This is a genomic window from Variovorax sp. J31P179 (assembly GCF_030316985.1).
Taxonomy (GTDB): Bacteria; Pseudomonadota; Gammaproteobacteria; order Burkholderiales; family Burkholderiaceae_C; genus Variovorax; species Variovorax ginsengisoli_B.
In genome coordinates, this window is the sequence record NZ_JASZYL010000005.1 from 500,218 (window position 1) to 525,966 (window position 25,749).

Consider the following 25,749-nt stretch of genomic DNA (forward strand, 5'->3'; position numbering starts at 1 on the left):
GCCCGCCGTTCATGCCCTCCCACAAGGATTCGGACATGCGCGTGGTTGTACTTGGCGCCGGCTTGCTCGGCGTGACTTCGGCCTATTACCTGCAACAGCTGGGCCACGAAGTGATCGTGGTGGATCGGCACGCAACACCAGCGGCCAAGGCGCGCGGCGTCGCTGCCGCCCGTCCCGGCGCAGCGACTGCGACCGCGCCGCCGAAGCGGCGCGGCAAGAAGCTCTCGACACTGCGCAGCCGCATCCGCCGCGGCTTTGCGCGCCTGATCGACCGCGCCGTGGGCACGCCGCCGAAGCGAGATCCGCTCGATCACCTGGTGCGCCTGGCCGCCTACAGCCGCAAGAGCGCGCGCGCCCTGGGCGACGAAACCGGCGTGCCGCACGGCGCCCGCACGGCCGGCCTCATGAACCTGTTCACCGACCCCGAGGCCTTTCGGACCCGGATGGCGAACGCCACCCACTGGTCGGGGCTGGGCTGCGAGGAGCGGCTGCTGTCGGTCGACGAGGCCATCGGCCTGGAACCGGCGCTGGCGGCCATGCGCAGCAAACTGGTCGGGGCCACCTACGCGCAAGAGGATCCGGCGCGCGACCCGGCCCAGTTCGCCGCCGGCCTGGTCTTCCTGTGCCGCGCCGCCGGGGTGCGCTTCCTGACCCGCCACACGGTGGTCGCGCTCAAGGAGCAGGACGGCCGCATCGACCATGTCGAGTTGCTCGATGGCGCCGGCCGGTCCACCACCTTGCGCGGCCAGGCCTACGTGCTGGCGCTGGGCGCGGCCAGCGTGCCGCACGCGGAAGAGCTCGGCATCGACATGCCGCTGCGCTTCGTGCGCGAATACATCGTCACGATGCCGATCCTGGATCCCGCCATGGCGCCGCGCATCGCGCTGCGCGACCGCCAGGGCAAGCTGCGCATCGTGCGGATCGAAACCCCGGCCGGCGACCAGCTGCGGATCCACGCGATCGTGATGGCCGGACTCGACGAGGAGGCCGAACCCGACTCCGACCGCTTCCAGGCGATCGTGCGCCGCACCGAGATGCTGCTGCCCGGCGTGGCCGACGCCAGCCGGGCCAGCTTCGACACGGCGATGCACGCGGTCAGCACCAACCGGCTGCCGATGATCGGCAAGACCCGGCTGCCCAACCTGTTCCTGAACACCGCGCCCGGCACCCGCACCTGGATCCACGCCTGCGGCGCCGGCAAGTCGATCGCGCGCATCGTCAGCGGCCTGCGGCCCGAACTCGACTTCGCGTTCCGGCGCCCTTAGAATCCGCCCACTGCAGGAGAGCGGGCCCACGGGCCCCACCGAAGGCGCAAACTCCCATAAACGCTCAGGTCGGCCCACGTGATGGGCCTGTACTGCACCAACTGTCAAAGCCGTCTGGAGAGCCATCGCGCCCGCGCGTGATGCACCGAAGGAGCAAACCCGCTGCGGGCGCAGCGGGTGAATCTCTCAGGTACCGAGGACAGGGGGAGCGGCAACTCGGACTTCCGGTCCGGTTGCCTTCGTTCCCGTCGGCAATCCGAACCGTCGCGTCCGAGCGCTGCAACCTTCAAGGGTTCTCGATATGCGCGTGATCGTTCTTGGCGCCGGCCTGCTCGGCGTGACCTCGGCCTACTACCTCCAGCAACTCGGCCACGAAGTGACCGTCATCGACCGCCAGGCCACGCCGGCGGCGGAAACCAGCTTCGCCAACGGCGGCCAGATTTCGGTCAGCCATGCCGAGCCCTGGGCCAATCCGGGCGCGCCGCTCAAGGTGCTGCAATGGCTGGGCAAGGAAGACGCCCCCCTGCTGTTCCGCATCCGCGCCGACATGCGCCAGTGGCTCTGGGGCCTGCAGTTCCTGCGCGAATGCACGCCGGCACGCACGCGCCACAACATCGAGCAGATCGTGCGCCTGGGTACGTACAGCCGCGACACGCTGCAGCAGCTGCGGCGCGACACCGGCCTGGCCTACGACCAGCGCACCCAGGGCATCCTGCACTTCTACACGACGCAAAAGGAGTTCGACGCCGCGCTGGCGCCAGCCGAGCAGATGCGCGCGCTCGGCTGCGACCGGCGCGTGATTTCGGCCGACGAGGCGGTGAAGCTCGAGCCCGCGCTGGCCCACATCCGCCCGCAGCTGGCCGGTGCGACCTACACGGCGGAAGACGAATCGGGCGATGCCAACCGCTTCGCGCGCGAGCTGGTCAAGCTGGCCGAGACGGCCGGCGTGCGCTTTCTCATGAGCCACACGGTGACCGCGCTGCGCGAGGCCGGCGGCGCCATCGACCATGTCGAGGCGACGGACAGCGAGGGCCGCTTCCAGCGCATCCGCGGCGATGCCTTCGTGCTGGCGATGGGCTCGCTGAGCCCGCTCTATGCGGCGCCGCTGGGCATCCGGCTGCCGATTTACCCGGCCAAGGGCTATTCGGTCACGATGCCGGTCAAGGACGCGTCCAGGGCGCACCAGGTCTCGCTGACCGACGACGAGTTCAAGCTGGTGTTCTCGCGCTACACCTCCGCCAGCGGCGACCGGCTGCGGATCGCCGGCACCGCCGAGCTCAACGGCTACGACCGCGACCTGAACCGGGTGCGCTGCGAGGCCATCGTGCGGCGCGTCGAGCAATTGTTCCCCGGTGCCGGCGACGCATCCCAGGCACAGTTCTGGACCGGACTGCGCCCGGCGACGCCGAGCAACGTGCCGCTGATCGGCGCCACCCGGCTGCCGAACCTGTTCCTGAACACCGGCCACGGCACGCTGGGCTGGACCCACGCCTGCGGCTCGGGCAAGTCGATCGCGCGGATCGTGAGCGGGCTGAAGCCGGAAGTCGACTTCGCGTTCACCGGGCCTCAAGGCGGCTCAGGCCGGCGCCGGGCCGCCCCAAGGCGGCCTGCGGCCCCCTCGTGGGGCAGCGAAGCACACGAAGTGGCGAGCGTGGGGGCTCAATCCCCCGCGGTGAAGACGGTCAGCACGCCGGTGTAGCCGTAGAGGTGATTGCGGGCGATCTCGCCGGCGGCGAAAAAGCCGACCAGCGGGACGTCGCCGAGGGCATGGCGCACGATCTGCAGCTCGGCACCGGGCGCGCCGAAATGCGGGCCGCCGCGGCCCGAACAGCTGACGTAGATGGCGCCCGCGATGCGGCGCGCCGGATGCGGCGCGGCCTCGGCCTCGCCGGCCGCGACTTCGCGCGCGGTGGCGAGCGTCTGCTCCTGCGGCTCCAGCTCCTCGCGGATCTCCGCGCAGACGCGCATCAGGTCGGCCCGCGCGGCCTGCGCGTTGCGGCGGCAGAAGCTCAGGCGCATCCCGGCCTCGGCGTTGTCGGCGATCGCCACGCCGCGACGCGTCGGGTCGAGGCCGATGATGTGGCGCACCCGGACGTCGGCGCCGAGATCGCCGGTGCGCCGGACGCCGTCGCTGCCGGCCTCGACCAGTCCGACCAGGGTCGCGCGGACCGCGTCGATCGCCTGCTCGGGGGCATCGAGCGAGACCCGCAGGTCGGCCAGCAGCACGTCGAGCGCGGGCTGGCCATCGAGCGCCAGCAACAGGTTGCCGTCGGCCTCGGTGATCTCGCGTTCGCGCGAGACCGGCTGGCAGCCCTGGGTCACGCGCGAGACCAGGCGTACGCCCTCGCCGAACACCACGCCCGACAGGCCGCCCGAGAACACGCCGCCGACCGCGCCATGGCCGCGGATGTTGCCATTGCCGCCGATCGCGAACTGCAGCGAGCCGACCCGCCCGGAGGACAGGCCGCCGAACAAATAACCGGTGTCGGTGCGGTCCGCCATCTCGGCGATCAGTTCGCCGAGTTCGGGTGTCCGCGGGTCGGCATGGACCAGTGCCGTGTGGGCCGCGAAGCCGCTCATTTCGGAGCTGGCCAGCGGCGCCACGCCGGAAAACACCCGGTACTGGTCGCTCGGCAGCTCGCACAGCATCACGCTGAGCGCCGGCTCGTCGAAGTACTCGGCGTTGTTGGCGGCCACGCCGACGCCCACCGTCCCGGTCCAGTCGGTGATCTCGGGCAGCTCGGCGCCCAGGTGATCGAGGATCTCCTGGGCATCTTCCCCGTAGTGGTCGGTGATGTAGAGCAGGCCCAGCGACGGCGCGCGGGCGTAGTCCGGCAGCGCCATCTGCGCCCGCAGCTGCGCCAGCACCAGGCCGGCCGCCATGCGCCATTGCGGATGGGTGGCGTGCCCGCTCGGAAACAGCTTCATGGCTGGCCTTTCAGCCCGCGCGCTTGCGCGCCGGCGCAGGTCGCTTGGCGGACGCGCTGGCGCCGCGGCGCGTGGCCGGCGCCTTCTTGGCGGCGGCGGCCGGCCTCTCGGCGGCCCGGGCCGTTGCGGACGCTGCGCCAGAGCCCGCGTGATCGCCCAGCGGCTGCGGCATCACCGGCATCTTGAGCTGGGAGGCTTCCTGCAGCGCCGAACTGGCGATCTGCTGGAACTGCTGGGTCAACGCACCCCACCACTGGACCGGATCGACGACGCCAGCCGAGTCCTGGGCGGCGGCGGCCTTGGCGCGCTTCGGCGCCGGTGACTCTTCGGCCTCCGGCTGCGCTTCGGGTTCGGGTTCGGGTTCGGGTTCGGGCGCGGCGGTCGGGGTCGGCCGGGTGAAGGCGTTGGCGAGGTCTTCCATGCGGACGTTCATGCCGCGCAAGGTCGAGAGCGTCATCTTCTGCACCTCGAGCGCCTGGATGGTCGCCTTCAGCGCGTGGCCGTTCTGCTCGAGCCAATACTGCACGGTCTTGAGCTCCTGGATGCGCTTGTCGACCTCTTCGACGCTCAGCGTCGGCGCCACCCAGCTCGACAGGCTCGGCAGGCCGGGCACGGCGCCGGGCGAAGCGCTGGCGCCGCCCGTCAGATTCTTGAGGAAGTCGAAGCCCGGAACGAACTGACTGAAGGCGAAGGGCTTGCTGGCGTCGCTCATGGCGTGCTCCGGGTCTGTGTTTGTTGTCCGGGCAGCTTACTCCAAGCGTCAGGGCTTTTGGGGTGCCCGGCTGCATCCGGCACTCGCCATGAGGGCCCGGCTTGTGGACAATGCCCAAACAGACACAGAAAGACACATGTCCATCTTCCATCTCGCCTTCCATGTCCGCGATCTCGACCAGGCGCGCCGCTTCTACGGCGGCGTGCTGGGCTGCGCAGAAGGCCGCAGCACCGACACCTGGGTCGACTTCGATTTCTTCGGCCACCAGATCTCGCTGCATCTCGGCGAGCCCTTCGCCACCGAGCGCACCGGCCGCGTGGGCGAGGTGATGGTGCCGATGCCGCATTTCGGCATCGTGCTCGAGCTGCCGGCCTGGCAGGGACTGGCGAAGCGGCTCGAGGCGTCGGGCATGGACTTCGTGCTCAAGCCGCAGGTGCGCTTCGAGGGCCTGCCGGGCGAGCAATGGACCATGTTCTTCTGCGACCCCTTCGGCAATCCGATCGAAGCCAAGGGCTTCCGGTCGCTGGACACCGTCTACGACGCATGAGTGTGTCGGCCGCGCCAGTCGCCCCGCCGACGCGCCTGCGCATCGGCGGCGCGGCGGCTGCGTTGCTGTTCGCCGCCACGGCCGCCCATGCGGTGCAGGACTGCGAACTCAACGGCCAGGCCGTGAACCCGGCCAACGCGGCAACCACTGCCGGCAAGACCGGCGTGATGCGCTGCAAGGACCGCGACGGCGGTCAGCTGGTCCGCGAACAGCAGGTCCAGAGCGGCACCTTCATGGGCCTGGTGCGCTTCTACGAGGACGGCAAGCTCGCCAAGGAGCACAGCCTGAACGCCCGCGGCAACATCGAAGGGCGGGCGCGCGAGTTCTCGCCCTCCGGCCAGGTGCTGCGCGACGCGACGTACGAGGACGGCCACGAGATGGGCCTGGTGCGCATCTTCTACCCGGACGGATCGCTGCGCCGCGTCACCTTCTTCGCCGATGCGGCGGGCGAGCGCGCCTCGGTCGAGTTCACCGAACGCGGCCAGCTCTCGGCGCTGCGCTGCGGCGACAAGCCGGTGCTGGCCCCCGCGGCCGACGACGCGCAGCTGTGCGGATTCGTCGGCGGCGCCTCGCGGGTCGAGCTGTTCGATGCCAGGGGCATCCTGCGCTCGCGGCTGTCCTACGTGGCCGGCAAGCGGGTGCGCAGCGAAGAGCTCTACGACAACGGCAAGCCCGCGGCCCTGGACGAGATGATGGGCAACCAGCGCATCGAACGGCGCTTTTCGTCCGAAGGCGTCAAGCGCCGCGAAGTGGTCTCGCTGCTGGGCGAGCGCGGCACGGTCCGGCAGCGCGAGCAGGAGTTCTCCGAGCGGGGGACGCTGGTGCGCGAGCAGCGCTGGAACAGCACGGGATCGCCGCTGAGCGACGAGAGCTTCTACCAGAACGGCCAGCCGCGCAGCAAGTCGGTCTATGGCGTGGACGGCAACCCGCGCCTGATCGAGGTCACCGAATACCACGACAACGGCCAGCGCGCCGCGATCGGCCGCTACCTGGCCAACGACCGTCTGCGACAGCTGCCGACCGGCACCCACCAGCGATTCAGCGACAGCGGCCTGCTCATCGCCGAATCGGTCTATGACGACAAGGGCCGCGTCACGCGCGAACGCAGCTGGGACGCCAACGGCAAGCTGGAGCGGGAGGACGAGGTGTTCGAGGATGGGTCGCGGAAGGGAAAGCCTTGATCTGTTGAGGACAGAGCAAGAACTGCTGCGCAGTCCTTGGTCTGTCCCGCAAGGTCTCAATCCAACTTGATCCCCGCCGCCTTGATGATCGGCCCCCACCGCTGCGACTCCGCCCGCGACAGCGCCGCGAACTGAGCCGGCGAGCCCGGCATCGCCTCCATGCCGAAGTCGCTGAAGCGCTTCTGCACCGCCGGCGTCGTGAAGGCACGGTTGAGATCGCCATTCAGCCGCGCGACGATCGGCGCCGGAATCCCGGCCGGCCCGACGATGCCCTGGAAGGCGAACACCTCGGAATTCGCGACGCCGACTTCGGCCAGCGTCGGCACGTCCGGCAGCAGCTTCGAGCGGCTGCCCGATCCGATCGCCAGCACGCGCACCTTCTTGCCCTGCATGATCGACAGGCCCGAGGCCAGGTCGAGGAACATCGCCGGCACCTGGCCGCCCATCACGTCGGCCATCGCCGGTGCGGCGCCGCGGTAGGGAATGTGGGTGATGAAGGTGCCGGTGCGGACCTTGAACATCTCCATCGCCAGGTGGTGCGGCGAGCCGTTGCCCGGCGAGGCGTAGTTGACCTTGCCCGGATTGGCCTTCACGTAGGCCAGGAAGGCCTTGAAGTCCTGCGCCGGAAAGTCCGGATGCACGACCAGCGCCAGCGGGAACTTGCCGATCGCGCCGATGTAGCTGAAGTCCTTCTCGGGGTTGAAGGGCAGCTTGCTGAACAGGTGCTCGTTGAAGGCCAGCAGCGCGTTGTCGGCCGACATGATCGTGTAGCCGTCGGGCTTGGCCTTGGCGACCAGTTCGGCACCGATGTTGGTCGAGGCGCCGGGGCGGTTGTCGATCACGATCTGCTGGCCCAGCGTCTGCCGCATCGCCTCGGACAGGGTGCGCGCGATCACGTCGGTGCCGCCGCCGGCCGGGTACGGCACGACCCACTTGATCAGCTGGTCGGGAAAGGCGCCCTGGGCGCGCGCCCACGGTGCCGCGGCAGCGGCCGCGGTGGCAGCGAGGGTGGTGAGCAGGGTTCTGCGATCCATCGAAAGGTCTCCTGGTTTGTATGTCTTCAAATGTAAGGGCTGCGCAGAGGGCTCAGGCGGAGAGCGACGGCGTCGGCAGCCCGTCGATCGCTTGCGCGAGCGCCTCGCGGCAGCGCGCCTCGTCGCCGACCTGCTCGAACAGCAGCAGCGCGAGGCGGGCGAGGAACAGCGACTCCCGCTCGGGGCCGGCCTCGCTGATGGCGCGGGCGCATTCGGCGTAGACGCGATCACGCGCCTCGGGTGGCAGGGCAGTCGTCGTCATGCGGGCTCCTTGGGGATCAGCGCGGCCGCCCGCGCCAGGGCCCGGCGCAGCGCGCCGGGAGGCGGCCGGCGCCAACGCGCCGCCACGTGGCCGTCGGGGCGCAGCAGATAGACGGCGCCTTGCCCCGCGCCTAGCGCTTCGAACACCTGCGGGTCGGCGTCCTGCGGCGACAGCGCGCACAGCGCCACGGGCAACGGGCCGGCCTGCGCCTGCGCCACCTCGGCACGCAGGGCGTCGTCGGGCTGCGGCAGGTTCAGCAGCAGCACGGTGAAGGCCGCGCCGACCCGGTCGGTGAGGTGCGAGCCGTCGGCCAGCGCCTGCTCGGACAGGGCCTCGCCGGGCCGCGGCCCCTGCGCCAGTTCGTCGCCCGGGCTCGACAGCATCGAGCCCTCGTAGCCCACGGCCTGGGTCTGGCGCGGATTGATCAGGTTGGCGATGCCGCGGTGCGCGCCCGCGAGCGACAGCGCCGCCTCGCGCAGCAGGTCGAAGCCACGCGAGGGCGGCGACATGAACTCGGTGCTGCGCATCGCGTTCTCGGCATTGATGTGGAAGGCCGCGATGCGCTCCTGCGAATAGCTGTCGAGCAGCGACGCATCGGACACGCCGCGCGCCACCAGCGCCAGCTTCCAGGCCAGGTTGTCAGCGTCGTCGAAGCCCGAATTGAGCCCGCGAACGCCGAAGATCGGCATCGCATGGGCCGCGTTGCCGGCGAACACGACCCGGCCGTGGCGATAGCTTTCGAGCGTCATCGCGCCGGCGCGGTAGACCGAGGTCCATACCGTGTGCCAGGGCAGGTGGCCTTCGCCGATCGCATCGAGGTGGCGCTGCACGAATTCCTGCACCGCCGCGGGCTGCAAGGCCTCCTCGGTGCTCTGGCCGGCGCGCAGCTGGTAGTCGATGCGCCAGATGTCGTCGGGCTGCTTGTGCATCAGCACCGTCGAGCCGGGGTTCCACGGCGGGTCGAACCAGGCGCGGCGTTCGGTCGGATGGCCGCTGTGCAGCTCGATGTCGATGATCACGTAGCGGCCTTCGTAGCCGGTGCCGACCAGCTCGAGGCCAAGCGACTTGCGCACGAAGCTCTGGCCGCCATCGCAGGCCGCGAGCCATTGGCCGCGCAGCGCATGGTCGCCGAGCGCGTTGCACACCGACAGCCGCAGTCCATCGGCTTCCTCCTCGATCCCGGTCAGCGTGCTGCCCCACCGGATGTCGACCAGGCCCGGCACCGCGGCGTTGCGGCGCTCGATCTCGTCCAGCAGGTACTGTTCGATGTAGTACTGCTCGAGATTGATCATCGGCGGCAGCTTCTGCAGCTCGTCGTGCGGCATCTCGAAGCGGAACACCTCTTCGGTCTTGTAGAAGCTGCGTCCGCCGGTCCAGGGCAGGCCCTTCGCCAGGAAGGCCGGCAGCGCGCCGAGGCGCTGGATGATCTCGAGGCTGCGGCGCGAGATGCAGGCCGCGCGGCTGCCGACGCAGACCGTGTCGTCGGCCTCTAGCACCACGCTGCGCACCCCATGGTTCGCGAGCCCGAGCGCGAGCGCCATGCCGACCGGGCCGCCGCCGGCGATCACCACCGGATGCATGCCGGCTTCGACGCCCCCCACCAGCGGCGGCAGCGAAGGCGCGAAGCGCGTGTAGTGGAAGGCGCCGACCGAGGGCGGCAGTTCGACGCCCGCCGGCGGGATCGGGCCGGTGGCGGCGTCGCCGGCGCGGGCGGCGGGAGGAATCGCGGCAGCGGTGTTCATGGAAGGGGATTGTCCGGATGCGGCGGCTCGCCCTTTGTCATAACTTCGTACGAAGTGATTACCCTAGGAATGCAATGAAGCGCTGGCCCGTCCGTGCCCACGACCAAGCCCTGGCGGGCCCGGTGGTCGGCAGCGTGCTGGCCGGCATCGGCACCGCCCACCTGGCCGCCAGCTACCTGGCGGCGATGCACCGGGTGCTGCCGGTGACCTTCTGCACGGTCTTCGCGGCCGGCGCCAACGGCCGCATCGAGACGATCTCGGCCGCCAGCAGCTATGGCAACACGGCGGAGCGCACCGCCGAGCGCTACGTGGCCGAGCGCTTCGACCGGCTCGACCCGCACATGGCCTGGCTGGCGGGCCGCAAGCTGCCGAAGCGGCCGCAGTTGTGGCTCGGCCACCACCGGGCCGAGGAGGTCGAAGATGCCGCCTACCGTGCCGCCTGCTACAGCGACGTCGGCATCCGCGAGCGCAGCTCGGTGCTGTTGCTGCTGCCGAGCGGCCAGCGCGCCGCGGTGAGCTTCTACCGCAGCCTGGCCCAGCCCGATTTCGGGCCGGCGGATTTCGCGCTGCTCGAAGCCCACGCCGCGCTGCTGGCCGACGCCACCGCCGCCCACGGCCGCAGCGCCGTCGCCGCCCGCGAGGCCGCGGAGCCGGCACTGGCCTCGCGCCTGCTGGCGCTGAGCCTGCGCGAGCGCGAGGTGATCGGCCACCTGCTGGCCGGCAAGTCCGCCAAGGAGACGGCGCGCGAGATCGGGATCGAGCTGACGACGGTGCGCACGCACCAATACCGTGCGTTCCGTCGGCTCGGGCTGCGGACCCTCAAGGAACTGATGCGCAGCGCCTGAGCGCCGGGGCAGTGGCTAGCCCGCTGCCGCCACCACTTCCTGGTCGATCGCACCGAACACCGACTGCCCGTCCGCATCCTTCATCTCGATCCGGATGGTGTCGCCGTACTTCATGAACTCGGTGCTGGGCTGGCCGTCCTGGATGGTCTCGATGCAGCGCTTCTCGGCGATGCAGCTGTAGCCCTTGGGCCATTCCATGCGGCCCTTCTTCTCGACGCCCTTGTTGCTCACGGTGCCGCTGCCGACGATGCTGCCGGCGCGCACGTTGCGGGTCTTGGCGATGTGCGCGATCAGCTCGCCGAAGTGGAAGGTCATCTCCTCGCCCGCATCGCACATCCCGACCTTGCGGCCGTTCCACGTGCTTTGCAGCGGCAGGTGCACGCGGCCACCCTGCCAGGCCTCGCCCAGCTCGCCCGGCGTCACGGCCACCGGGCTGAAGGCGGTGGCCGGCTTGCTCTGGAAGAAGCCGAAGCCCTTGGCCAGTTCGGCCGGGATCAGGTTGCGCAGGCTGACGTCGTTGGCGAGCATCACGAGCCGGATGCCGTCCAGCGCCTGCGCCGCCGTCGCGCCCATCCTGACGTCGCCGGTGACGACCGCGATCTCGGCCTCGAAATCGATGCCGAAGGCCTCGCTGGCCACCACCACCGGATCGCAGGGACCGATGAAGTCGTCGCTGCCGCCCTGGTACATCAGCGGGTCGCTGTAGAAGCTCGCGGGCACCTCGGCGTTGCGCGCCTTGCGCACCAGTTCGACGTGGTTCAGGTAGGCCGAACCGTCGGCCCACTGGTAGGCGCGCGGCAGCGGCGCCATGCACTGCGCCGGATCGAAGGGGAACGCGTGGCGGGCCCGCCCGGCGTTGAGCGCGTCGTAGAGATCCTGCAGCTGCGGGCTCATGAAGCCCCAGTCGTCGAGCACCTGCTGCATGCGGCTGGCGATGCCGGTGGCGTAGTGGGCGCTGGCCAGGTCGCGCGAGACGACGACCAGCTGGCCGTCGCGCGAACCGTCTTTGAGGGTGGCGAGTTTCATGGGTGACGGCGGATGCCGGCAGGGCACACGCAACTAAACTGAGTGGACGGGCGGCAGTGTACCGAGGTGAACCTCCGGGCCGGCGTCCACTCCATCCTCGATGCCCTCCCCCGCCCTGTCCGTCGACCCCGGCTTTCCGCGCCCGCCCTGGCGCGGGCTGGCGCTGTTGACGGCGGCCGTGGTGCTGGTCCACCTGGCGCTGCTGGGGCTGGCGCCCCTGGGCTCGGGGCCGCGGCCCTCGCCGCTGGCCCAGACCTTCATCACGCGCAGCATCGTCATCGCGCCGCCGCCCGCCGTCGAAGCGGCCAGCGCGGCACCGCCGGCAGCCGTCCCGCCACCGCCACCCAGGCCCGCGCGGCCCCGGCCCGCGCCGCGCCCCCGCCCCGCCGTGGAGCCAGCACCCGCGCCCGCCATCGACCGGCCGGCGCCCGCCGAGATGGCGGTGGCCGACCCCGACGCCGCGACGGGCCCCGACACCGGCGAGGCGCAGCCGCAAGAAGCCGGCGCGCCCGCCCCCAAGGGGTCGGGTGCCACGGGGGCCGCGGGCTCGAACACGGGTGCCGGCAGCGACGCGGCCGGCCAGATCGCCGGTTCGGTGGAGGCGCAGGTCCCCGGTTCGGTGCGCCTGCGCTTCGCCGCCACGGCGCAGCAAGGCGCCCAGCCCTTGCAGGGCGTGTTCGGCGAACTGGTCTGGCTGCAGGACGGCAGCCAGTACGACCTCCGCCTGGCCTGGACCTTCCTGTTCAAGACCCTGCGCAGCCAGCACAGCACGGGGCGCATCGGGCCGACCGGCATCGAGCCCCTGCGCTTCTCGGACACCCGCAGGACGGAGACCGTTTCGCTGTTCGACCGCGACAACAGGCGCGTGCAGTTCAGCGGGAATGTCCCGAGCGAGATGCTCCTCGCCGGTGCACAGGACCGGCTCAGCGTCGTGCTCCAGCTCGGCGCCCTGATGGCGGGCAACACGGCGCACTATCCGCCCGGCGCCGTGATCGCGGTCCAGACGGTCGGGATCAACGATGCCGAAATCTGGACCTTCAATGTCGAGGGCGAGGAGGAGGTCGGCGTGCCGGCCGGCGAGTTCTCGGCCCGCAGGCTCACGCGCAACCCCCGCAAGCCCGGCGACGACAAGATCGAACTGTGGCTGGCGCCGGTGCTGGGCTGGCTCCCGGTCCGGATCCGGCAGACCCAGCCCAATGGCGACTTCATCGACCTCCAGCTGCGCAGCCAGTCGTCGAATCCGTGAGAAATAACACGCAGTAACAGGCGGGTGCCTACAACGCAACGCTGCATATTGAAACTGGCGCGTTGATTGCTATCTAACCACCATGAATGCCATCGACATCCTCACAGGACCCGACATGCAAATGCTCTACGATTCCGACTCCTTCGTCGTCGTGCACGTGCAGCCGACCGAAGGCGAGGCGCCCGCGGCGCCCCACCTGCCGGTGCTGGCACGCCACGGCTTCGAGATCGTGGACAAGCGCTCGGGCAAGGAGGTCTACCTCGATGGCTCCTGGGCAGAATTGTTCCAGCAGCAGATTGCCGCCTGGCAGCTCAACACGCCGACGCAGGAAGAAGTCGAGGACACCCTCGAAGGCTACGCCGAGTTAGCGCACACTCCCGTTCTGGTCCACTGAACACGAAGCCGGCGCAACGCCCCGCCATGCGCAGCCTGGTTGCCGTCGCCGCGGCGCTGCTGACCGCCTGTGCAGCGCCGGGCCCGGGCGACAGCCAGGCGCCGATCGCCCGCCGCGCCGCCGCCCAACTGCCGACCGACGCCCTGCTGCTGGGCGAGCAGCACGATGCCGCCGAGCACCAGCAGATCGAACGCGAGACCGTCATGGCACTGGCCCAAGGCGGCCGCCTCGCCGCCCTGGCACTCGAAATGGCCGAGGAAGGCAACAGCACGGCCCACTTGCCGCGCGACGCGACCGAAGCCCAGGTGCAGACCGCGCTCGGCTGGAACGACAAGGGCTGGCCATGGGCCGCCTACGGCCCGGTGGTCATGGCCGCCGTCCGGGCGGGGGTGCCGGTGATCGGCGCCAACCTGCAGCGGGCCCACATGAAGGACGCGATGGCCGACGTCTCGCTCGATGCGCAGTTGCCGGAAGCCGCCCGCACCGAACAGCAGCAGGCCGTGCGCAGCGGCCACTGCAACCTGCTGCCCGAGTCCCAGATCGTGCCGATGACCCGGATCCAGATCGCCCGCGACCGCGCCATGGCGCAGGCCGTGGTCAAGGCAAGGGTGCCGGGCAAGACCGTGCTGCTCGTGAGCGGCGCCGGCCACGGCAACAAGCAGCTGGGCGTGCCGCAGCACCTGCCCACCGATGTCTCGGTGAAGGCGGTGCGGATGCGGGCCGGTCCGCCCGACGAGGCGGACCGCGCCTTCGACGCCGTCTGGCCGACGCCGGCCCTGCCCGAGCAGGACTACTGCGCTGGCGTCAAGCCGCCGCCACGCCCGGCCGGCTGAGCCGCGTGATCAGGCCTTCGCCTTGATCGCGTCGGCCAGCGTGTTGACCAGCGTGTCGATGTGCGACTTCTCGACGATGTAGGGCGGCGCGATCACCAGCACGTCGCCCGCGGGCCGCACCAGCGCGCCCTTGTGGTAGCAGTCGACGAAGATGTCGTAGGCCCGCTTGCCCGGCGCGCCGGCGATCGGCGCCAGCTCGACCGCCGCGGCCAGGCCCAGGCTGCGGATGCCGATCACGTTCGGCAGGCCCTTGAAGGTGCTGTGGAATGCATCGCCGAGGACCTTGCCCATCTCTCCGGCCCGTGCAAACAGCTGCTCCTGCTTGAACAGGTCGAGCGTTGCGATCGCCGCAGCGCAGGCCACCGGATGGCCCGAGTAGGTGTAGCCGTGGAAGAACTCCACCACGTGCTCGGGCGCCGAGGTCTTCATCATCTCGTCGTAGAGCTTGTCGCGGCAGATCACGCCGCCGAGCGGGATCACGCCGTTGGTCACGCACTTGGCGAAGTTCAGCATGTCGGGCACCACGCCGTAGAAGTCGGACGCGAAGTTGGTGCCCATGCGCCCGAAGCCGGTGATGACCTCGTCGAAGATCAGCAGGACTCCGTGCTTGTCGCAGATCTCGCGCAGCTTCTGCAGGTAGCCCTTGGGCGGCACGTACCAGCCGGCCGATCCGGCAATGGGCTCGACGATGATCGCCGCCACGTTGCTCGGGTCGTGCAGCGGCAGGATGCGCTGCTCGAGGTCGGCCAGCGGGTCGTCGGCCCAGACCGGCTCCTGGTTGTGGATGTAGGCGTGGTTGACCGGGTCGTGGATGAAGCGCATGTGGTCCACCCGCGGCAGGAAGGCCGAGCCGAACACCTTGCGGTTGCCCGGGATGCCGCCGACCGACATGCCGCCGAAGCCGACACCGTGGTAGCCCTTCTCGCGGCCGATGAACAGGTTGCGGTGGCCTTCGCCGCGGGCCCGGTGGTAGGCCAGCGCGACCTTCATCGAGGTGTCGGCGGCTTCGCTGCCCGAATTGCAGAACAGCACCTTGTTGAGGTCGCCGGGCGCCATCGCCGCGATCATCTCGGCCGCCTTGAAGGCCTTGTCGTTGCTGACCTGGAAGGCGGTCGCGTAGTCGAGGGTGTCGAGCTGCTTCTTGATCGCCTCGTTGATCGGCTTGCGATTGTGGCCAGCCCCCACGCACCACAGCGACGAGATCCCGTCGATCACCTTGCGGCCGTCATGGGTGGTGAACTCCATGCCGTCCGCCGCGACGAAGACCCGCGGGTCCTTCTTGAACGAGCGGTTGGGCGTGAAGGGCAACCACTGGTTGTCCATGTTGAAGTCGTTGAAGGCCATGAATTCACTCCTGATGAGTTCGGGTGGTCGAGGAACGGGGCATTTTGGCACCAGCCGCGGCCCGCGGCAGGCCCTGCGACAATGTGCGGCCTTATGAACCCCGCGTACATCCTCACCCTCTCCTGCCCCGACCGCACGGGCATCGTGCACGCCGTCTCCGGCTTCCTGCTCGAGCGCGGCGGCAACATCGAAGAAGCGGCGCAGTACAACGACCACGGCACCGGCCTGTTCTTCATGCGGGTGCGCTTCGCCTGCGAGCACGGGGAGAACGTCCTGCGCGAGCAGATCGCCGCCCTCGCGGCCGACTTCGACATGCGCTGGAAACTGCATGCCGCCGCCGAGCCGATGAAGACCGTGATCCTGGTCAGCAAGGAAGGCCATTGCCTGAACGACCTCCTATTCCGCTGGAAAAGCGGCCTGCTGTCGATCGACGTCCGCGCCATCATCTCGAACCACCGCGACTTCTACCAGCTGGCGGCGAGCTACAACGTGCCCTTCCACCACATCCCGGTGACCGCCGCGACCAAGGCGCAGGGCGAGGCGAAGCAGCTCGAGATCATCGAGGCCGAAGGCGCCGACCTGGTGGTGCTGGCGCGCTACATGCAGATCCTCAGCAACGACCTCTGCGGCAAGCTGGCCGGCCGGGCGATCAACATCCACCACTCGTTCCTGCCGAGCTTCAAGGGCGCCAAGCCCTACTACCAGGCGCACGACCGCGGCGTGAAGCTGATCGGCGCCACCGCCCACTACGTGACGGCCGACCTCGACGAGGGCCCGATCATCGAGCAGGACGTGGAGCGCGCCGACCACACCGACACGGTCGAGGCGCTGACCGCCCGCGGCCGCGACACCGAGAGCCAGGTGCTGGCGCGCGCCGTCAAGTGGCACAGCGAGCACCGGGTGCTGCTCAACGGCCACCGCACGGTGGTCTTCAAGTAGGCGCGCGGGCCGGCCCATGAACGGCTTGCGCGGGATGGCCTGGCTGCTGGTGTTCCAGTCGGTCGGCGAGCTGCTCTCGCGCGGTCTATCGCTGCCGCTGCCCGGGCCGGTGCTCGGCATGATGCTGATGCTGGCCGGGCTGCGCTTTGCGATCGTGCGCGAGCCGGTGGCCGAATGCGCCAGCTTCCTGCTCGCGCACCTCTCGCTGCTGTTCGTGCCGGTCGGCGTCGGCGTCATGACCCACCTCGCGCTGCTCGGGCAGTACGGCGGGCGGATGCTGCTGGTGATCGCGCTGTCGACCTGGATCGGCCTGGCGGTCACCGCGCTGGTGCTCTACTGGCCCGACCGGCGCAAGAATTAGTTCATGCCGCGCTTCGTCGAACTCTGGATCTACCTGTCGGCCACGCCCCTGTTCGGGCTGACCGCGACCCTGGTCGTCTACCTGCTGTCGAACGCGGCCTACACCCGCGCCGGCGGCGCGCCCTGGGCCAATCCGGTGCTGTGGTCGGTGGTGGTGCTGGCCGGCGGCCTGCTGGCCACCCGGGTCGACTACCCGACCTACTTCGCGGGCGCCCAGTTCATCCATTTCCTGCTGGGCCCGGCCGTGGTCGCCCTGGCCTGGCCGCTGTGGCAGCGGCGTGCCGAATTGCGGGCCCGCTTCGGCCGGCTGCTGCTGGCCTCGCTGCTCGGCGGCGCCGCCGCGGGCGGGTCGGCCGTGGCCCTGGGATGGGCGGTGGGCCTTCCGCATGACGTCGTACTGTCGCTGGCCCCCAAGTCGGTGACCGCGCCTGTTGCGATGGGCATCTCGGAAAAGATCGGCGGCATCCCGGCGCTGTCGGCGGTGTTCGCGGTGCTCACCGGCATGATCGGTGCGCTGTCGGGCAAGTATCTGTTCGATGCGCTGCGCATCGGCACCGACGCCACGGGCTTCGCGGCCCGCGGCTTCGGCCTGGGGACCGCGGCCCACGGCATCGGTGCGGCGCGTGCCCTGCACGTCAACGCCGACGCCGGCGCCTATGCCGGGCTGGCGCTCGGCATGCAGGTCGTGCTGGCCGCCCTGCTGATGCCGCTGGTGTTCAAGCTGTTCTAGCTGCGGTTGGGATTGTCCGGGCGGCGATCCTGTGCATTGGGCACGCCGTCATGGTCACGGTCCCAGCCGCCGCGGCGGTACTCCCACTGTCCATCGCGCTCATCCCATTGCGGCGCGCGATAGCCATAGCCGTTGCGCGCGCGCATGTACGCGCCCTTGTTCCATACATAGCGGTGTCCGTTCCACTCGTAGTGGCCGGGCGCCCAGACGTAGCCCCTGCGCGGCGGCGGCACGTGTTCGGGACGCGGGGGCGGCGGCGCCACGCGGACGACCACGCCCGGCTGCGCCTGAGCGGTGGCTGGCACCACGGCGGCGCCGAGCGACAACAGAGAGGCGACACCGACGGCGAGGCTGACTGCAAGTTTCTTCATGAGGACTCCTTCGAGTTGTTGGAGCCTTCATCCTCCCTGCGTCATGTGAACCTGCTGTAAGCCACGGACGAAGTCTTGTGTAGAGGTGTGACGCCAGAACGTGCCGTGCGAAGCCTATTTGCGCAGCGCCCGCAGGTCGATCGCGTCCGCCATCGCGGCATAGCCGGCATTGCCCGGATGAAGGTGGTCGCCGCTGTCGTAGGCGGCCTTCAGCGCCTGGGGATCGGAAGGGTCGCGCATCGCGGCATCGAAGTCGACCACCGCTTCGACATGGCGGCGGCTGCGGATCCAGCGGTTGACGGCGTCGCGCCGCGATTCCTTTTCCTTGCTCCAGTAGGAGGAGCCCTTGAACGGCAGCAGCGTGCCGAGCAGCACCTTGACCCCGCGCGCCTTCGCCTGCTGGATCAGCCCTTGAAGCCCGGCGGTGATCTCTTCCGCCGCTGGCTGTCCCCGGATCGGCTCGCTGGCCCCTTCGGGCATGCTGAAGCCGATGTCGTTGATACCGATGAGGATCACGACATGCGTGACGCCCGGCTGCGCCAGCACGTCGTGCTCGAAGCGCGCGATGCCTTTGGGACCGACGTTGTCGGCCAGCAGGCGATTGCCGGAGATGCCGGCGTTGACCACCTGGACCGCGCCCGGCATTGCCCGCAGCCTCGCTTCGAGCCGTTCCGGATAGCGCACCGGTTTGCCGTTCTCGTTGATCGCGCCGGCGCCTTCGGTGATCGAATCGCCGAAGGCCACCACGACCCGTGGCGCGCCCGCCGATACAGCCAGCGGCGCATGCAGGGCCGCGGCCCAGGCGCCGATGAGGAGCGCGGCGCGGCGCCGCGATAGTTGCTTCATGGGGTCCGCAGTGTACGGACGCCCGATCGATCCGCGCCAGGCCTTCACCAGGTATCGACGTAGGCCTGCGCCGGCTCGCGCGGCGCCGACGCCGAAGCCAGCCCGCGCACCAGCCAGGCTCGCGTGTCGGCGGGGTCGATGACCGCGTCGATCTCGAGGGTCTGCGCCATGTGGATCGCCTCGCCGTTGGCGTACTGCTGCGCCACCAGCTGCTTGAACAGCGCATCGCGCTCGGCGCCCTCGGGCGCGGCTTCGAGTTCCTTGCGGAAGCCGAGCCGGACGGCGCCTTCGAGCCCCATGGCGCCGAACTCGCCGGTCGGCCAGGCGACCGTGAACACCGGCGCGTCGAAGCCGCCGGCGGTCATGGCCTGGGCACCGAGGCCGTAGCCCTTGCGCAGCACCACCGCGAAATACGGCACGCGCAGGTGCGAGGCCACCATGAACATGCGGCACACATGACGGACCTGCGCCTGGGCCTCGATCTCGGGGCCGACCATGAAGCCCGGCGTATCGCACAGCGCCACCAGCGGCAGACCGTGCGCGTTGCAAAGCTGCATGAAGCGGGCCGCCTTGTCGGCCGCCTCGACGTCGATCGCACCGCCCAGGTGGTGCGGGTTGTTGGCCAGCAGGCCGACCGGCTTGCCCTCGATGCGGGCCAGCGCGGTCACGATGCCGGCGCCGAAGCCGGCGCGCAGCTCGAGCAGCGAGCCGGTGTCGGCGACCCCGCGCATCGCGGCGCGCACGTCGTACACGCGCAGCCGGTTCTCGGGCACCGCATGCCGCAGCGCCCGCGGATCGGCGCACTGCCACTCGGCGGTCGCGCCCTGGAAGTACGACAGGTATTGCTTCGCGGCGGCCACGGCCTCGGCCTCGTCCTTGACCAGGATGTCGATCACGCCGTTGCGCGACTGCACGCTGCTCGGCCCGATCTGCTCGGGCGCGAAGCTGCCCAGGCCGCCGCCCTCGATCATGGCCGGGCCGCTCATGCCGATGTTGCTGGCCTCGGTGGCGATGATCACGTCGGCGCAGCCGAGCAGCGCCGCATTGCCCGCGAAGCAGCGCCCGTGCACGATGCCGACCACCGGCACCTTGCCCGACAGCGCCGCGAACTGGCTGAAGGTGTGGTTGTTGAGGCCGGCCACGATGGGCATGTCGGTGTCGCCCGGCCGTCCGCCGCCGCCCTCGGCGAACAGCACCACCGGCAGGCGCAGCTGGTGGGCGATGCCGAGCATGCGGTCGGTCTTGTGGTGGTTGCGCATGCCCTGCGTGCCGGCCAGCACGGTGTAGTCGTAGGCCATGACCACGGCGCGCGACTTCTCGGGGCCGAACTGCCGCGCGTTGATGCTGCCGATGCCGGTCACCATGCCGTCGGCCGGCGTGTTGGCGATCAGGTCCTCGAGCGAGCGGCGACGGGTCTGGGCGGCGATCGCCAGCGCACCGTACTCGCTGAAGTTGCCGGGATCGTGCGCCAGGTCGCACAAGTCGGCGATGTTGGCACGCGCGGTGCGGCCGCCCTGCGCATGGCGCTTGGCCACCGCGGCGGGGCGGTTGGCGTCGAGCGTCGGCGCGTGGCGGTCGATGACCTTCTGCAGGTCGGCACGAACCTGGTCGAGGTCGTGCGAGGCCTGCGCCTGCGTCTCGACCGCTTGCGCATCGACGGCGTCCATGCGCACCAGCGACTGGCCTTCGACCAGGTAGTCGCCCGGCGCGGCCAGCAGCGCGACCACCCGGCCGGCGAAAGGCGCGTGCAGCAGATGCTCCATCTTCATGGCTTCGAGCACGCCGAGCTGCGCGCCGGCGGGCACGAGGTCGCCGACATCGACCTCGAACTGGACCAGCTTCGCGGGCATCGGCGCCTTGACCACCAGGGCGTCGTCTTCGTCGGCCGGCAAGCCGGCTTCGGCGCGCAGGGGCGCGCCGCGCGCCAGCCTGGCGTCCGCTGCATCGATGCGCGCCGCAGCGGCCAACAGGTCGGCCAGATGCGCCTCGACGAATCGCGTGTGCACCGCCTGGGTCGCGAACTCGGGCCGCCCGGCGATCGCGCGCAGCAGCGGCAGATTGGTGGCGATGCCCTCGATGCGGCATTCCTCCAGCGCCCGCAGCGAGCGCCGCAGCGCGTCGGCGAAGCGCGGCGAGGACGAATGGACGATCAGCTTGGCCAGCAGCGTGTCGTAGTGCGGCGACGGCGCCAGGCCCGCGTAGCCATGGGTGTCGACGCGCACGCCGGGGCCGGCCGGCAGGTCGAAGCGCGCCAGTGTGCCGGCCGACGGCCGAGCCTGGCCTTCGGCATCGAGGGTCTCGGCATTGATGCGCCACTGCACCGCGAAGCCGCGCTGGGCTGCCGTGCGGTCGGCTTCGATCGCGAGGTCGGCCAGCGTCTCGCCGTTGGCGATGCCGACCTGCAGCTGGACCAGGTCGAGTCCGGTGACCGCCTCGGTCACGGTGTGCTCGACCTGCAGGCGCGGATTGGCTTCGATGAAAACGAAGGGCAGCGTCTTCGAACGCTCGTCGACCAGGAATTCGAAGGTGCCCAGGCTCTGGTAGCCGACCGCCTTGGCCATGCGCAGCGCGGCCTGCGTGAGCTGCAGGCGCAATGCCTCGGGCAGCGAGGGACTGGGGGCGATCTCGACCAGTTTCTGGAAGCGCCGCTGCAGCGTGCATTCGCGTTCGCCGAGGCTCGCGACCGCCTGGCCGTCGCCGAGTACCTGCACCTCGATGTGGCGCGCGTTGCGCATCAGGCGCTCGACATAGACGCCATCGACGCCGAAGGCTGCCTTGGCCTCGGAGGTGCATCGCGCATGCGCTTCGGGCAGATCAGCCGCGTTGAGCACCGCGCGCATGCCGCGGCCGCCGCCGCCGCCGATGGCCTTGACCATGACGCCCGCGCCATCGGCCTGCTGCGCCGCGAAGAAGGCCTGCGCCTCGGCCAGCGTCACCGCGCCGGCACTGCCCGGCATGACCGGCACGCCGCACTGCCCGGCCAGCGCCCGCGCGCGCGCCTTGTCGCCGAACAACGCGAGCTGCTCGGGGGTCGGGCCGATGAAGCGCAGGCCGGCATCGGCGCAGGCCTGCGCGAAGTCGGCGCGCTCGCTCAGGAAGCCATAGCCCGGGTGCACCGCGTCGCAGCCTTGCTCGCGCGCGATCGCGATCAGCGCCGCGCCGTCGAGATAGGCAGAGGGGCCGGTCGCATCGAGCGGCACCACGGCATCGGCCAGTTGCACGTGCAGCGCTTCGGCGTCGTCCCTGGCATGCACCGCGACGCTCGCGATGCCCAGATCGCGCAGTGCGCGCACCAGCCGGACCGCGATCTCGCCCCGGTTGGCGATCAAGACTTTCGTCAGCATGTCGATCAATCCTTCAGCAATCGGCGCAGCACCTTGCCGGCACCGGTGGTGGGCAGCGCGTCGATGAAGCGCACCGCGCGCGGCGCCTTGTAGCTCGCCATGTTGTCGCGCGACCAGGCGATCAGGGCGTCGGCATCGAGCTCGATGCCGGGCTTGCGCACGACGAAGGCCTTGACCACCTCGCCCTTCTCGGCATCGGGCTGGGCAATGACCGCGGCCTGCGCCACCGCGGGATGCTTGATCAGGATCGTCTCGACCTCCTCCGGGAACACGCTGTAGCCGGAGACCTTGATCATCTCCTTGAAGCGACCGATGAAGCTGAGGTAGCCGTCGGCATCGAGCTTGCCCATGTCGCCGGTGTGCACCCAGCCATCGCGCAGGGTCGCGGCGGTGGCTTCGGGCTTGTTCCAGTAGCCCTTGAACGAGCCGGCGCTCGCCAGCACGATCTCGCCGATCTCGCCCGTGGCTTTGGCCTCGCCGGTGTCGCTGTCGATGATGCGGATCGTGACGCCCGGCACCGGGATGCCCTGGGTGCCCCAGCGCGGCGCGTGGTGCGGCGTGTAGGTGTCGCAGGTGTGGGTCTCGCTCAGGCCGTAGGCGGCCTCGAAGGAACTGCAGTTGCCCGCGAAGCCGCGCCACTGCTGCGCCAGCGGCGCCGTGAAGGCGATGCCGAAGCTGGTCACCGGGTTCATGCGCAGGCTGGACAGGTCGAAGCCCGCGATGTCCGGCAGCTGCATGCAGGCGACGTTCATCGGCGCGATGCTGTACCACCAGCTGACCTCGTGGCGATCGATCGCCTGCAGCGTGGCACGCGGATCGAAGCGGTGCAGCAGCACCGAGGTGGCGCCGGTGAGCACCGGCACGTTGACGCCCATCAGCATGCCGGCGATGTGGTACAGCGGCGCGATCGACAGCAGCACGTCGCTGCCCGTGACGCCATTGCAGTCGGCCGCCGCGCGGGTCTTGAAGAGCGCGTTGCCGTAGCTCAGCATCGCGCCCTTGGGCAGGCCGGTGGTGCCCGAGGTGTAGGTCATGAGCGCGACGTCGTCCAGCGAAAGCGCGACCGGCGCCGGCCGCGCGCCGCTCTGCATGACGGCGAAGAAGTCTTCGCAATCGTTCGGCACGGCGCGCGGCTCTTTCGCCGCGGCAGCGAGTTCCGCCGGGACATCGAGCGTCGGCCCCGCGGGCAGCAAGTCGGCGTAGTGCACCGCGAACACATGCGCGAGCGTGCTCGATGCGCGCACCTTGTCGACCACCGGCAGCAGCGACGAGGCCGCGACGATCACGCGCGCCTTCAGGTCGTCGACCTGGTAGGCGAGTTCGTGTTCCTTGTTGAGCGGCCCGCTCGGGCAGACGATGGCGCCGATCTTCTGGATGCCGAAGTGCGCGACCAGGTACTGCGGGCAGTTGTTCAGGAACAGCACCACCGGCTCGCCCTTCTTCACGCCGATGGCCTGCAGCCTCGCGGCGAAGGCATCGCTGGCGGCATCGAGCTCGGCGTAGCTCATCGCATGGCCGTACCAGAGGCAGGCGGGGTGCCCGCCGCGCTCGCGCGCATGCGTGCGAAGGTACTCGTGCAGCGGCTGCTGCGGCCGATCGGGAAGCTCGCGAAGGGGGCTTGTCTCCATGGCGTCAGTCTCTCAGGGTTATCGATGAACTCGGGCGCTTGCCAAGGCCGGCATGGTGCACCAAGATCCTACCCATGGGTATAACTTCGGCGACACCGCACAAACCCTCTGGCCACGAGGACGTGCCCTCTCCCCGCAGCGACCTGCCGCAGGGCACCGGCCGGCAGCGCACCGCCACGGCCGGCACCGACGTGCAGCGCGAGCGCATCCTGCAGGCGGCGGCGCAGCTGTTCGCCTCCCAGGGCTACGCCAACACCACGATGGCGCAGATCGTGCGCGCCCTCGACGTCACGAAGCCCTTCGTCTATTACTACTTCCGCGACAAGCAGGAGATCTTCGAGACGCTCTCGTGGCGGCCCGCGGTCGACTGCTTCACTTCCATGGACTTCGCCGCCGGCGACCCGCGCCGGGCGGTCGACAAGGTCAAGGAAGGCATCGAGCGGCTGATCCGCGCGACGGTGGCGCACCACCCCTGCGCCTTCTTCGCCTACAAGGAGCCGCAGGTCTACCGGCCGGAGTACATCGCGGCGCAGAAGAAGCTGGCCCATCACTTCTACGACCAGCTCTTTCCGCTGCTCGAGCAGGCCCGCAGCGACGGCGACCTGGACTTCGGCGAAACAAAGATCACCGCTTTCGCGGCGCTCAGCCTGCCCGGCTTCCTCTACAGCTGGTACCGGCCCGACGGCCGGCTCTCGCCCGACGAGGTGGTGGCCGAGCTGTCCAGGCTGGCCTGGCGGGTGCTCGGGCTGCGCGAGCCCGGCGCCTGATCGCCGAGCCTTATTTTCATTCCAACCACGGAGACCGTCCATGAAGTTCCCCAGCCTGCTCGCGCCCGTCGCGGCCGCGGCCCTGCTCGCCGCCGGCGCCACCCAGGCCCAGCAGACCTACAAGATCGCCTACATCGATCCTCTGTCCGGACCCTTCGCCAATGTCGGCGAGCTGATGCTCACGCACACGCAGTACGCGATCGAGGACATCAACGCCAAGGGCGGTGTACTCGGCGGCACCAGGCTGCAGCTGCTGCAGTTCGACAGCAAGCTGTCGGCGCAAGAGAGCCAGAGCGCGCTGCAGGCGGCCATCGACCAGGGCGCCCGCGCCATCGTCACCGGCGGCTCGGGCTCGTCGGTGGTGAGCGCGCTGGTGCAGGCGGTCAACCGCTGGAACCAGCGCAATCCGGGTAAAGAGCTGCTGGTGCTGAACCACTCCTCGATCGACCCCGAACTCACCGGCAAGGCCTGCAGCTTCTGGCACTTCCAGACCGACGCCAACACCGCGATGAAGATGAAGGCGATCGCCAACACCATCAAGAAGACGCCCGAGGTCAAGAAGATCTACCTGCTCAACCAGGACTATGCGCACGGCAAGCAGTGGGCCAGCTACGGCCGCCAGCTGGTCGGCCTGGCGCGGCCCGACATCCAGTTCGTCGGCGAGACGCTGCACCCGATCGGCAAGGTCAAGGACTTCGCGCCCTACCTCGCCAACATCAAGCAGTCGGGTGCCGATTCGGTGATCACCGGCAACTGGGGCCAGGACATGACGCTGCTGCTCAAGGCCGCGGGCGATGCCGGCTACGACCTGCACTACTACAACCACAGCGCGGGCTCGGTGCCGGGCACGGTGCTGGCCGTGTCGCAGGCCAGGCTGGGGCAGCTCACCTGGGTCGCCGAGTGGCACCCGGGCCAGGCCGACTCGCCCAAGGTCGATGCGCTCGCCAAGAGCTACAAGGCCAGGACCGGCAAGGACTTCCTGGCGCCGCGCATCGAGATGACCCCGCGCCTGCTGGCCGCCGCGATCAACAAGGCCGGCAGCACCGACACCGCCCAGGTCGCACGCGCCCTGGAAGACCTGCGCTTCGATTCGGTGGTCGGCCCGGTGCGCATGCGCGCCGAAGACCACCAGCTGCTGCTGCCGCAGGTGGTCAACACCATCGCGCCGGTCGACGGCAAGGCGGTCAAGGTCGGTTGGGAAGGCACCAATTACGGCTTCCGCACCGACGCGATCTACAGCGGCAACGAACTGGCGCAAGGCACCGACTGCAACATGAACCGGCCCCAGCCTTAGCAGGCCGCTGAAGTACCAGTCGCGCGGCAGTCATCCGGCGTCCTGAAGTGGGCGGTTGCAGGATTTCGGGGTTTCAGGCTCGCTGCCGTCGCCGTTATCGCGCTTCGAGGG

24 protein-coding genes and 2 riboswitches are annotated in these 25,749 nt (G+C 69.9%); of the genes, 13 read left to right on the forward strand and 11 right to left on the reverse strand.

The genetic code is table 11. From position 1 onward, the window contains the following. Positions 1–35 precede the first annotated feature (35 nt). Together QTI17_RS16265 and QTI17_RS16270 are read left to right on the forward strand one after the other, a co-directional pair. A complete protein-coding gene (locus tag QTI17_RS16265) occupies positions 36–1,265 on the forward strand; it encodes an FAD-dependent oxidoreductase (RefSeq protein WP_286534357.1) in 1,230 nt (409 codons plus the stop codon). A gap of 3 nt (positions 1,266–1,268) precedes the next feature. Further along, positions 1,269–1,354: riboswitch (glycine riboswitch) on the forward strand. A 15-nt stretch (positions 1,355–1,369) separates the two neighbouring features. Further along, positions 1,370–1,478, forward strand: a riboswitch (glycine riboswitch). A gap of 88 nt (positions 1,479–1,566) precedes the next feature. Then, the gene (locus tag QTI17_RS16270; protein ID WP_286534359.1) at positions 1,567–2,964 is read left to right on the forward strand and encodes a D-amino acid dehydrogenase; all 1,398 of its coding nucleotides are present in this window, start codon (positions 1,567–1,569) and stop codon (positions 2,962–2,964) included. On the opposite strand, the gene QTI17_RS16275 is transcribed toward QTI17_RS16270, so the two are convergent. Continuing rightward, on the reverse strand, positions 2,925–4,193 hold the full coding sequence (locus QTI17_RS16275; protein ID WP_286534360.1) for an FIST signal transduction protein: 1,269 nt from the start codon (positions 4,191–4,193) through the stop codon (positions 2,925–2,927). The two genes, QTI17_RS16270 and QTI17_RS16275, sit on opposite strands and share 40 nt — an antisense overlap. 10 nt (positions 4,194–4,203) lie before the next feature. After that, positions 4,204–4,905: a PhaM family polyhydroxyalkanoate granule multifunctional regulatory protein gene (locus QTI17_RS16280; RefSeq protein WP_286534361.1), complete on the reverse strand. Its 702-nt coding sequence runs from the start codon at positions 4,903–4,905 to the stop codon at positions 4,204–4,206. A gap of 136 nt (positions 4,906–5,041) precedes the next feature. On the opposite strand from QTI17_RS16280, the gene QTI17_RS16285 reads away from it, so the two are divergent. After that, on the forward strand, positions 5,042–5,452 hold the full coding sequence (locus QTI17_RS16285) for a VOC family protein (RefSeq protein WP_286534362.1): 411 nt from the start codon (positions 5,042–5,044) through the stop codon (positions 5,450–5,452). Between the two features lie 2 nt (positions 5,453–5,454). After that, positions 5,455–6,633 (forward strand): toxin-antitoxin system YwqK family antitoxin, encoded by a 1,179-nt coding sequence (locus QTI17_RS16290; protein ID WP_286534363.1) that lies wholly within the window; start codon positions 5,455–5,457, stop codon positions 6,631–6,633. Positions 6,634–6,689: 56 nt separating this feature from the next. On the opposite strand, the gene QTI17_RS16295 is transcribed toward QTI17_RS16290, so the two are convergent. From QTI17_RS16295 to QTI17_RS16305, 3 genes are read right to left on the reverse strand one after another with little or no spacing between them, the layout of a single operon-like run. Further along, positions 6,690–7,667, reverse strand: coding sequence for a Bug family tripartite tricarboxylate transporter substrate binding protein (locus QTI17_RS16295; protein ID WP_286521972.1), 978 nt, complete (start codon positions 7,665–7,667; stop codon positions 6,690–6,692). A 52-nt stretch (positions 7,668–7,719) separates the two neighbouring features. After that, positions 7,720–7,929: a DUF2783 domain-containing protein gene (locus QTI17_RS16300; protein ID WP_286534364.1), complete on the reverse strand. Its 210-nt coding sequence runs from the start codon at positions 7,927–7,929 to the stop codon at positions 7,720–7,722. After that, positions 7,926–9,671 carry an FAD-dependent monooxygenase gene (locus QTI17_RS16305; protein ID WP_286534365.1) on the reverse strand — a complete coding sequence of 582 codons (1,746 nt, stop codon included), beginning with the start codon at positions 9,669–9,671 and terminating at the stop codon, positions 7,926–7,928. Before QTI17_RS16305 ends, QTI17_RS16300 begins: the two co-directional genes overlap by 4 nt. A gap of 74 nt (positions 9,672–9,745) precedes the next feature. Between QTI17_RS16305 and QTI17_RS16310 the strand changes: the two genes are divergently transcribed. Further along, positions 9,746–10,516 carry a helix-turn-helix transcriptional regulator gene (locus QTI17_RS16310; RefSeq protein WP_286534366.1) on the forward strand — a complete coding sequence of 257 codons (771 nt, stop codon included), beginning with the start codon at positions 9,746–9,748 and terminating at the stop codon, positions 10,514–10,516. Between the two features lie 15 nt (positions 10,517–10,531). On the opposite strand, the gene QTI17_RS16315 is transcribed toward QTI17_RS16310, so the two are convergent. Then, on the reverse strand, positions 10,532–11,542 hold the full coding sequence (locus QTI17_RS16315) for a fumarylacetoacetate hydrolase family protein (protein ID WP_286534367.1): 1,011 nt from the start codon (positions 11,540–11,542) through the stop codon (positions 10,532–10,534). Between the two features lie 100 nt (positions 11,543–11,642). Between QTI17_RS16315 and QTI17_RS16320 the strand changes: the two genes are divergently transcribed. The 3 genes from QTI17_RS16320 to QTI17_RS16330 all read left to right on the forward strand — a co-directional run bounded on the left by QTI17_RS16320 (position 11,643) and on the right by QTI17_RS16330 (position 14,015). Beyond that, complete coding sequence (locus tag QTI17_RS16320) at positions 11,643–12,788, forward strand: DUF3108 domain-containing protein (protein ID WP_286534369.1); 1,146 nt, start codon at positions 11,643–11,645, stop codon at positions 12,786–12,788. Between the two features lie 115 nt (positions 12,789–12,903). Further along, a complete protein-coding gene (locus tag QTI17_RS16325) occupies positions 12,904–13,182 on the forward strand; it encodes a BTH_I0359 family protein (RefSeq protein WP_286371057.1) in 279 nt (92 codons plus the stop codon). Between the two features lie 26 nt (positions 13,183–13,208). Then, positions 13,209–14,015: a ChaN family lipoprotein gene (locus QTI17_RS16330; protein WP_286534370.1), complete on the forward strand. Its 807-nt coding sequence runs from the start codon at positions 13,209–13,211 to the stop codon at positions 14,013–14,015. A gap of 9 nt (positions 14,016–14,024) precedes the next feature. Here the strand turns inward: QTI17_RS16330 and aptA are convergent, their stop codons facing one another. Then, the gene (gene aptA / locus QTI17_RS16335; RefSeq protein WP_286534372.1) at positions 14,025–15,359 is read right to left on the reverse strand and encodes an omega-aminotransferase AptA; all 1,335 of its coding nucleotides are present in this window, start codon (positions 15,357–15,359) and stop codon (positions 14,025–14,027) included. 93 nt (positions 15,360–15,452) lie between these two features. On the opposite strand from aptA, the gene purU reads away from it, so the two are divergent. Genes purU through QTI17_RS16350 form a run of 3 tightly spaced genes read left to right on the forward strand, consistent with a single transcriptional unit; the run spans position 15,453 to position 17,388 of the window. Then, positions 15,453–16,298 carry a formyltetrahydrofolate deformylase gene (purU, locus tag QTI17_RS16340; RefSeq protein WP_286534374.1) on the forward strand — a complete coding sequence of 282 codons (846 nt, stop codon included), beginning with the start codon at positions 15,453–15,455 and terminating at the stop codon, positions 16,296–16,298. 16 nt (positions 16,299–16,314) lie between these two features. Next, a complete protein-coding gene (locus QTI17_RS16345) occupies positions 16,315–16,659 on the forward strand; it encodes a CidA/LrgA family protein (RefSeq protein WP_286534376.1) in 345 nt (114 codons plus the stop codon). A gap of 3 nt (positions 16,660–16,662) precedes the next feature. Further along, positions 16,663–17,388 (forward strand): LrgB family protein, encoded by a 726-nt coding sequence (locus QTI17_RS16350; protein WP_286534377.1) that lies wholly within the window; start codon positions 16,663–16,665, stop codon positions 17,386–17,388. Here QTI17_RS16350 and QTI17_RS16355 read toward each other — a convergent pair. From QTI17_RS16355 to QTI17_RS16370, 4 genes are all read right to left on the reverse strand, one after another. After that, on the reverse strand, positions 17,385–17,759 hold the full coding sequence (locus QTI17_RS16355; RefSeq protein ID WP_286534379.1) for a hypothetical protein: 375 nt from the start codon (positions 17,757–17,759) through the stop codon (positions 17,385–17,387). The genes QTI17_RS16350 and QTI17_RS16355 overlap by 4 nt on opposite strands. Before the next feature lie 114 nt (positions 17,760–17,873). Beyond that, on the reverse strand, positions 17,874–18,605 hold the full coding sequence (locus QTI17_RS16360) for an SGNH/GDSL hydrolase family protein (RefSeq protein WP_286534381.1): 732 nt from the start codon (positions 18,603–18,605) through the stop codon (positions 17,874–17,876). A gap of 44 nt (positions 18,606–18,649) precedes the next feature. Continuing rightward, positions 18,650–21,949 (reverse strand): carboxyl transferase domain-containing protein, encoded by a 3,300-nt coding sequence (locus tag QTI17_RS16365; RefSeq protein WP_286534383.1) that lies wholly within the window; start codon positions 21,947–21,949, stop codon positions 18,650–18,652. A 5-nt stretch (positions 21,950–21,954) separates the two neighbouring features. Continuing rightward, positions 21,955–23,577 carry an AMP-binding protein gene (locus QTI17_RS16370; protein WP_286534385.1) on the reverse strand — a complete coding sequence of 541 codons (1,623 nt, stop codon included), beginning with the start codon at positions 23,575–23,577 and terminating at the stop codon, positions 21,955–21,957. 74 nt (positions 23,578–23,651) lie between these two features. On the opposite strand from QTI17_RS16370, the gene QTI17_RS16375 reads away from it, so the two are divergent. Together QTI17_RS16375 and QTI17_RS16380 are read left to right on the forward strand one after the other, a co-directional pair. After that, a complete protein-coding gene (locus QTI17_RS16375) occupies positions 23,652–24,344 on the forward strand; it encodes a TetR/AcrR family transcriptional regulator (protein WP_286534387.1) in 693 nt (230 codons plus the stop codon). Between the two features lie 40 nt (positions 24,345–24,384). Next, positions 24,385–25,638 carry a branched-chain amino acid ABC transporter substrate-binding protein gene (locus tag QTI17_RS16380; RefSeq protein WP_286534389.1) on the forward strand — a complete coding sequence of 418 codons (1,254 nt, stop codon included), beginning with the start codon at positions 24,385–24,387 and terminating at the stop codon, positions 25,636–25,638. Positions 25,639–25,749: the final 111 nt, after the last annotated feature.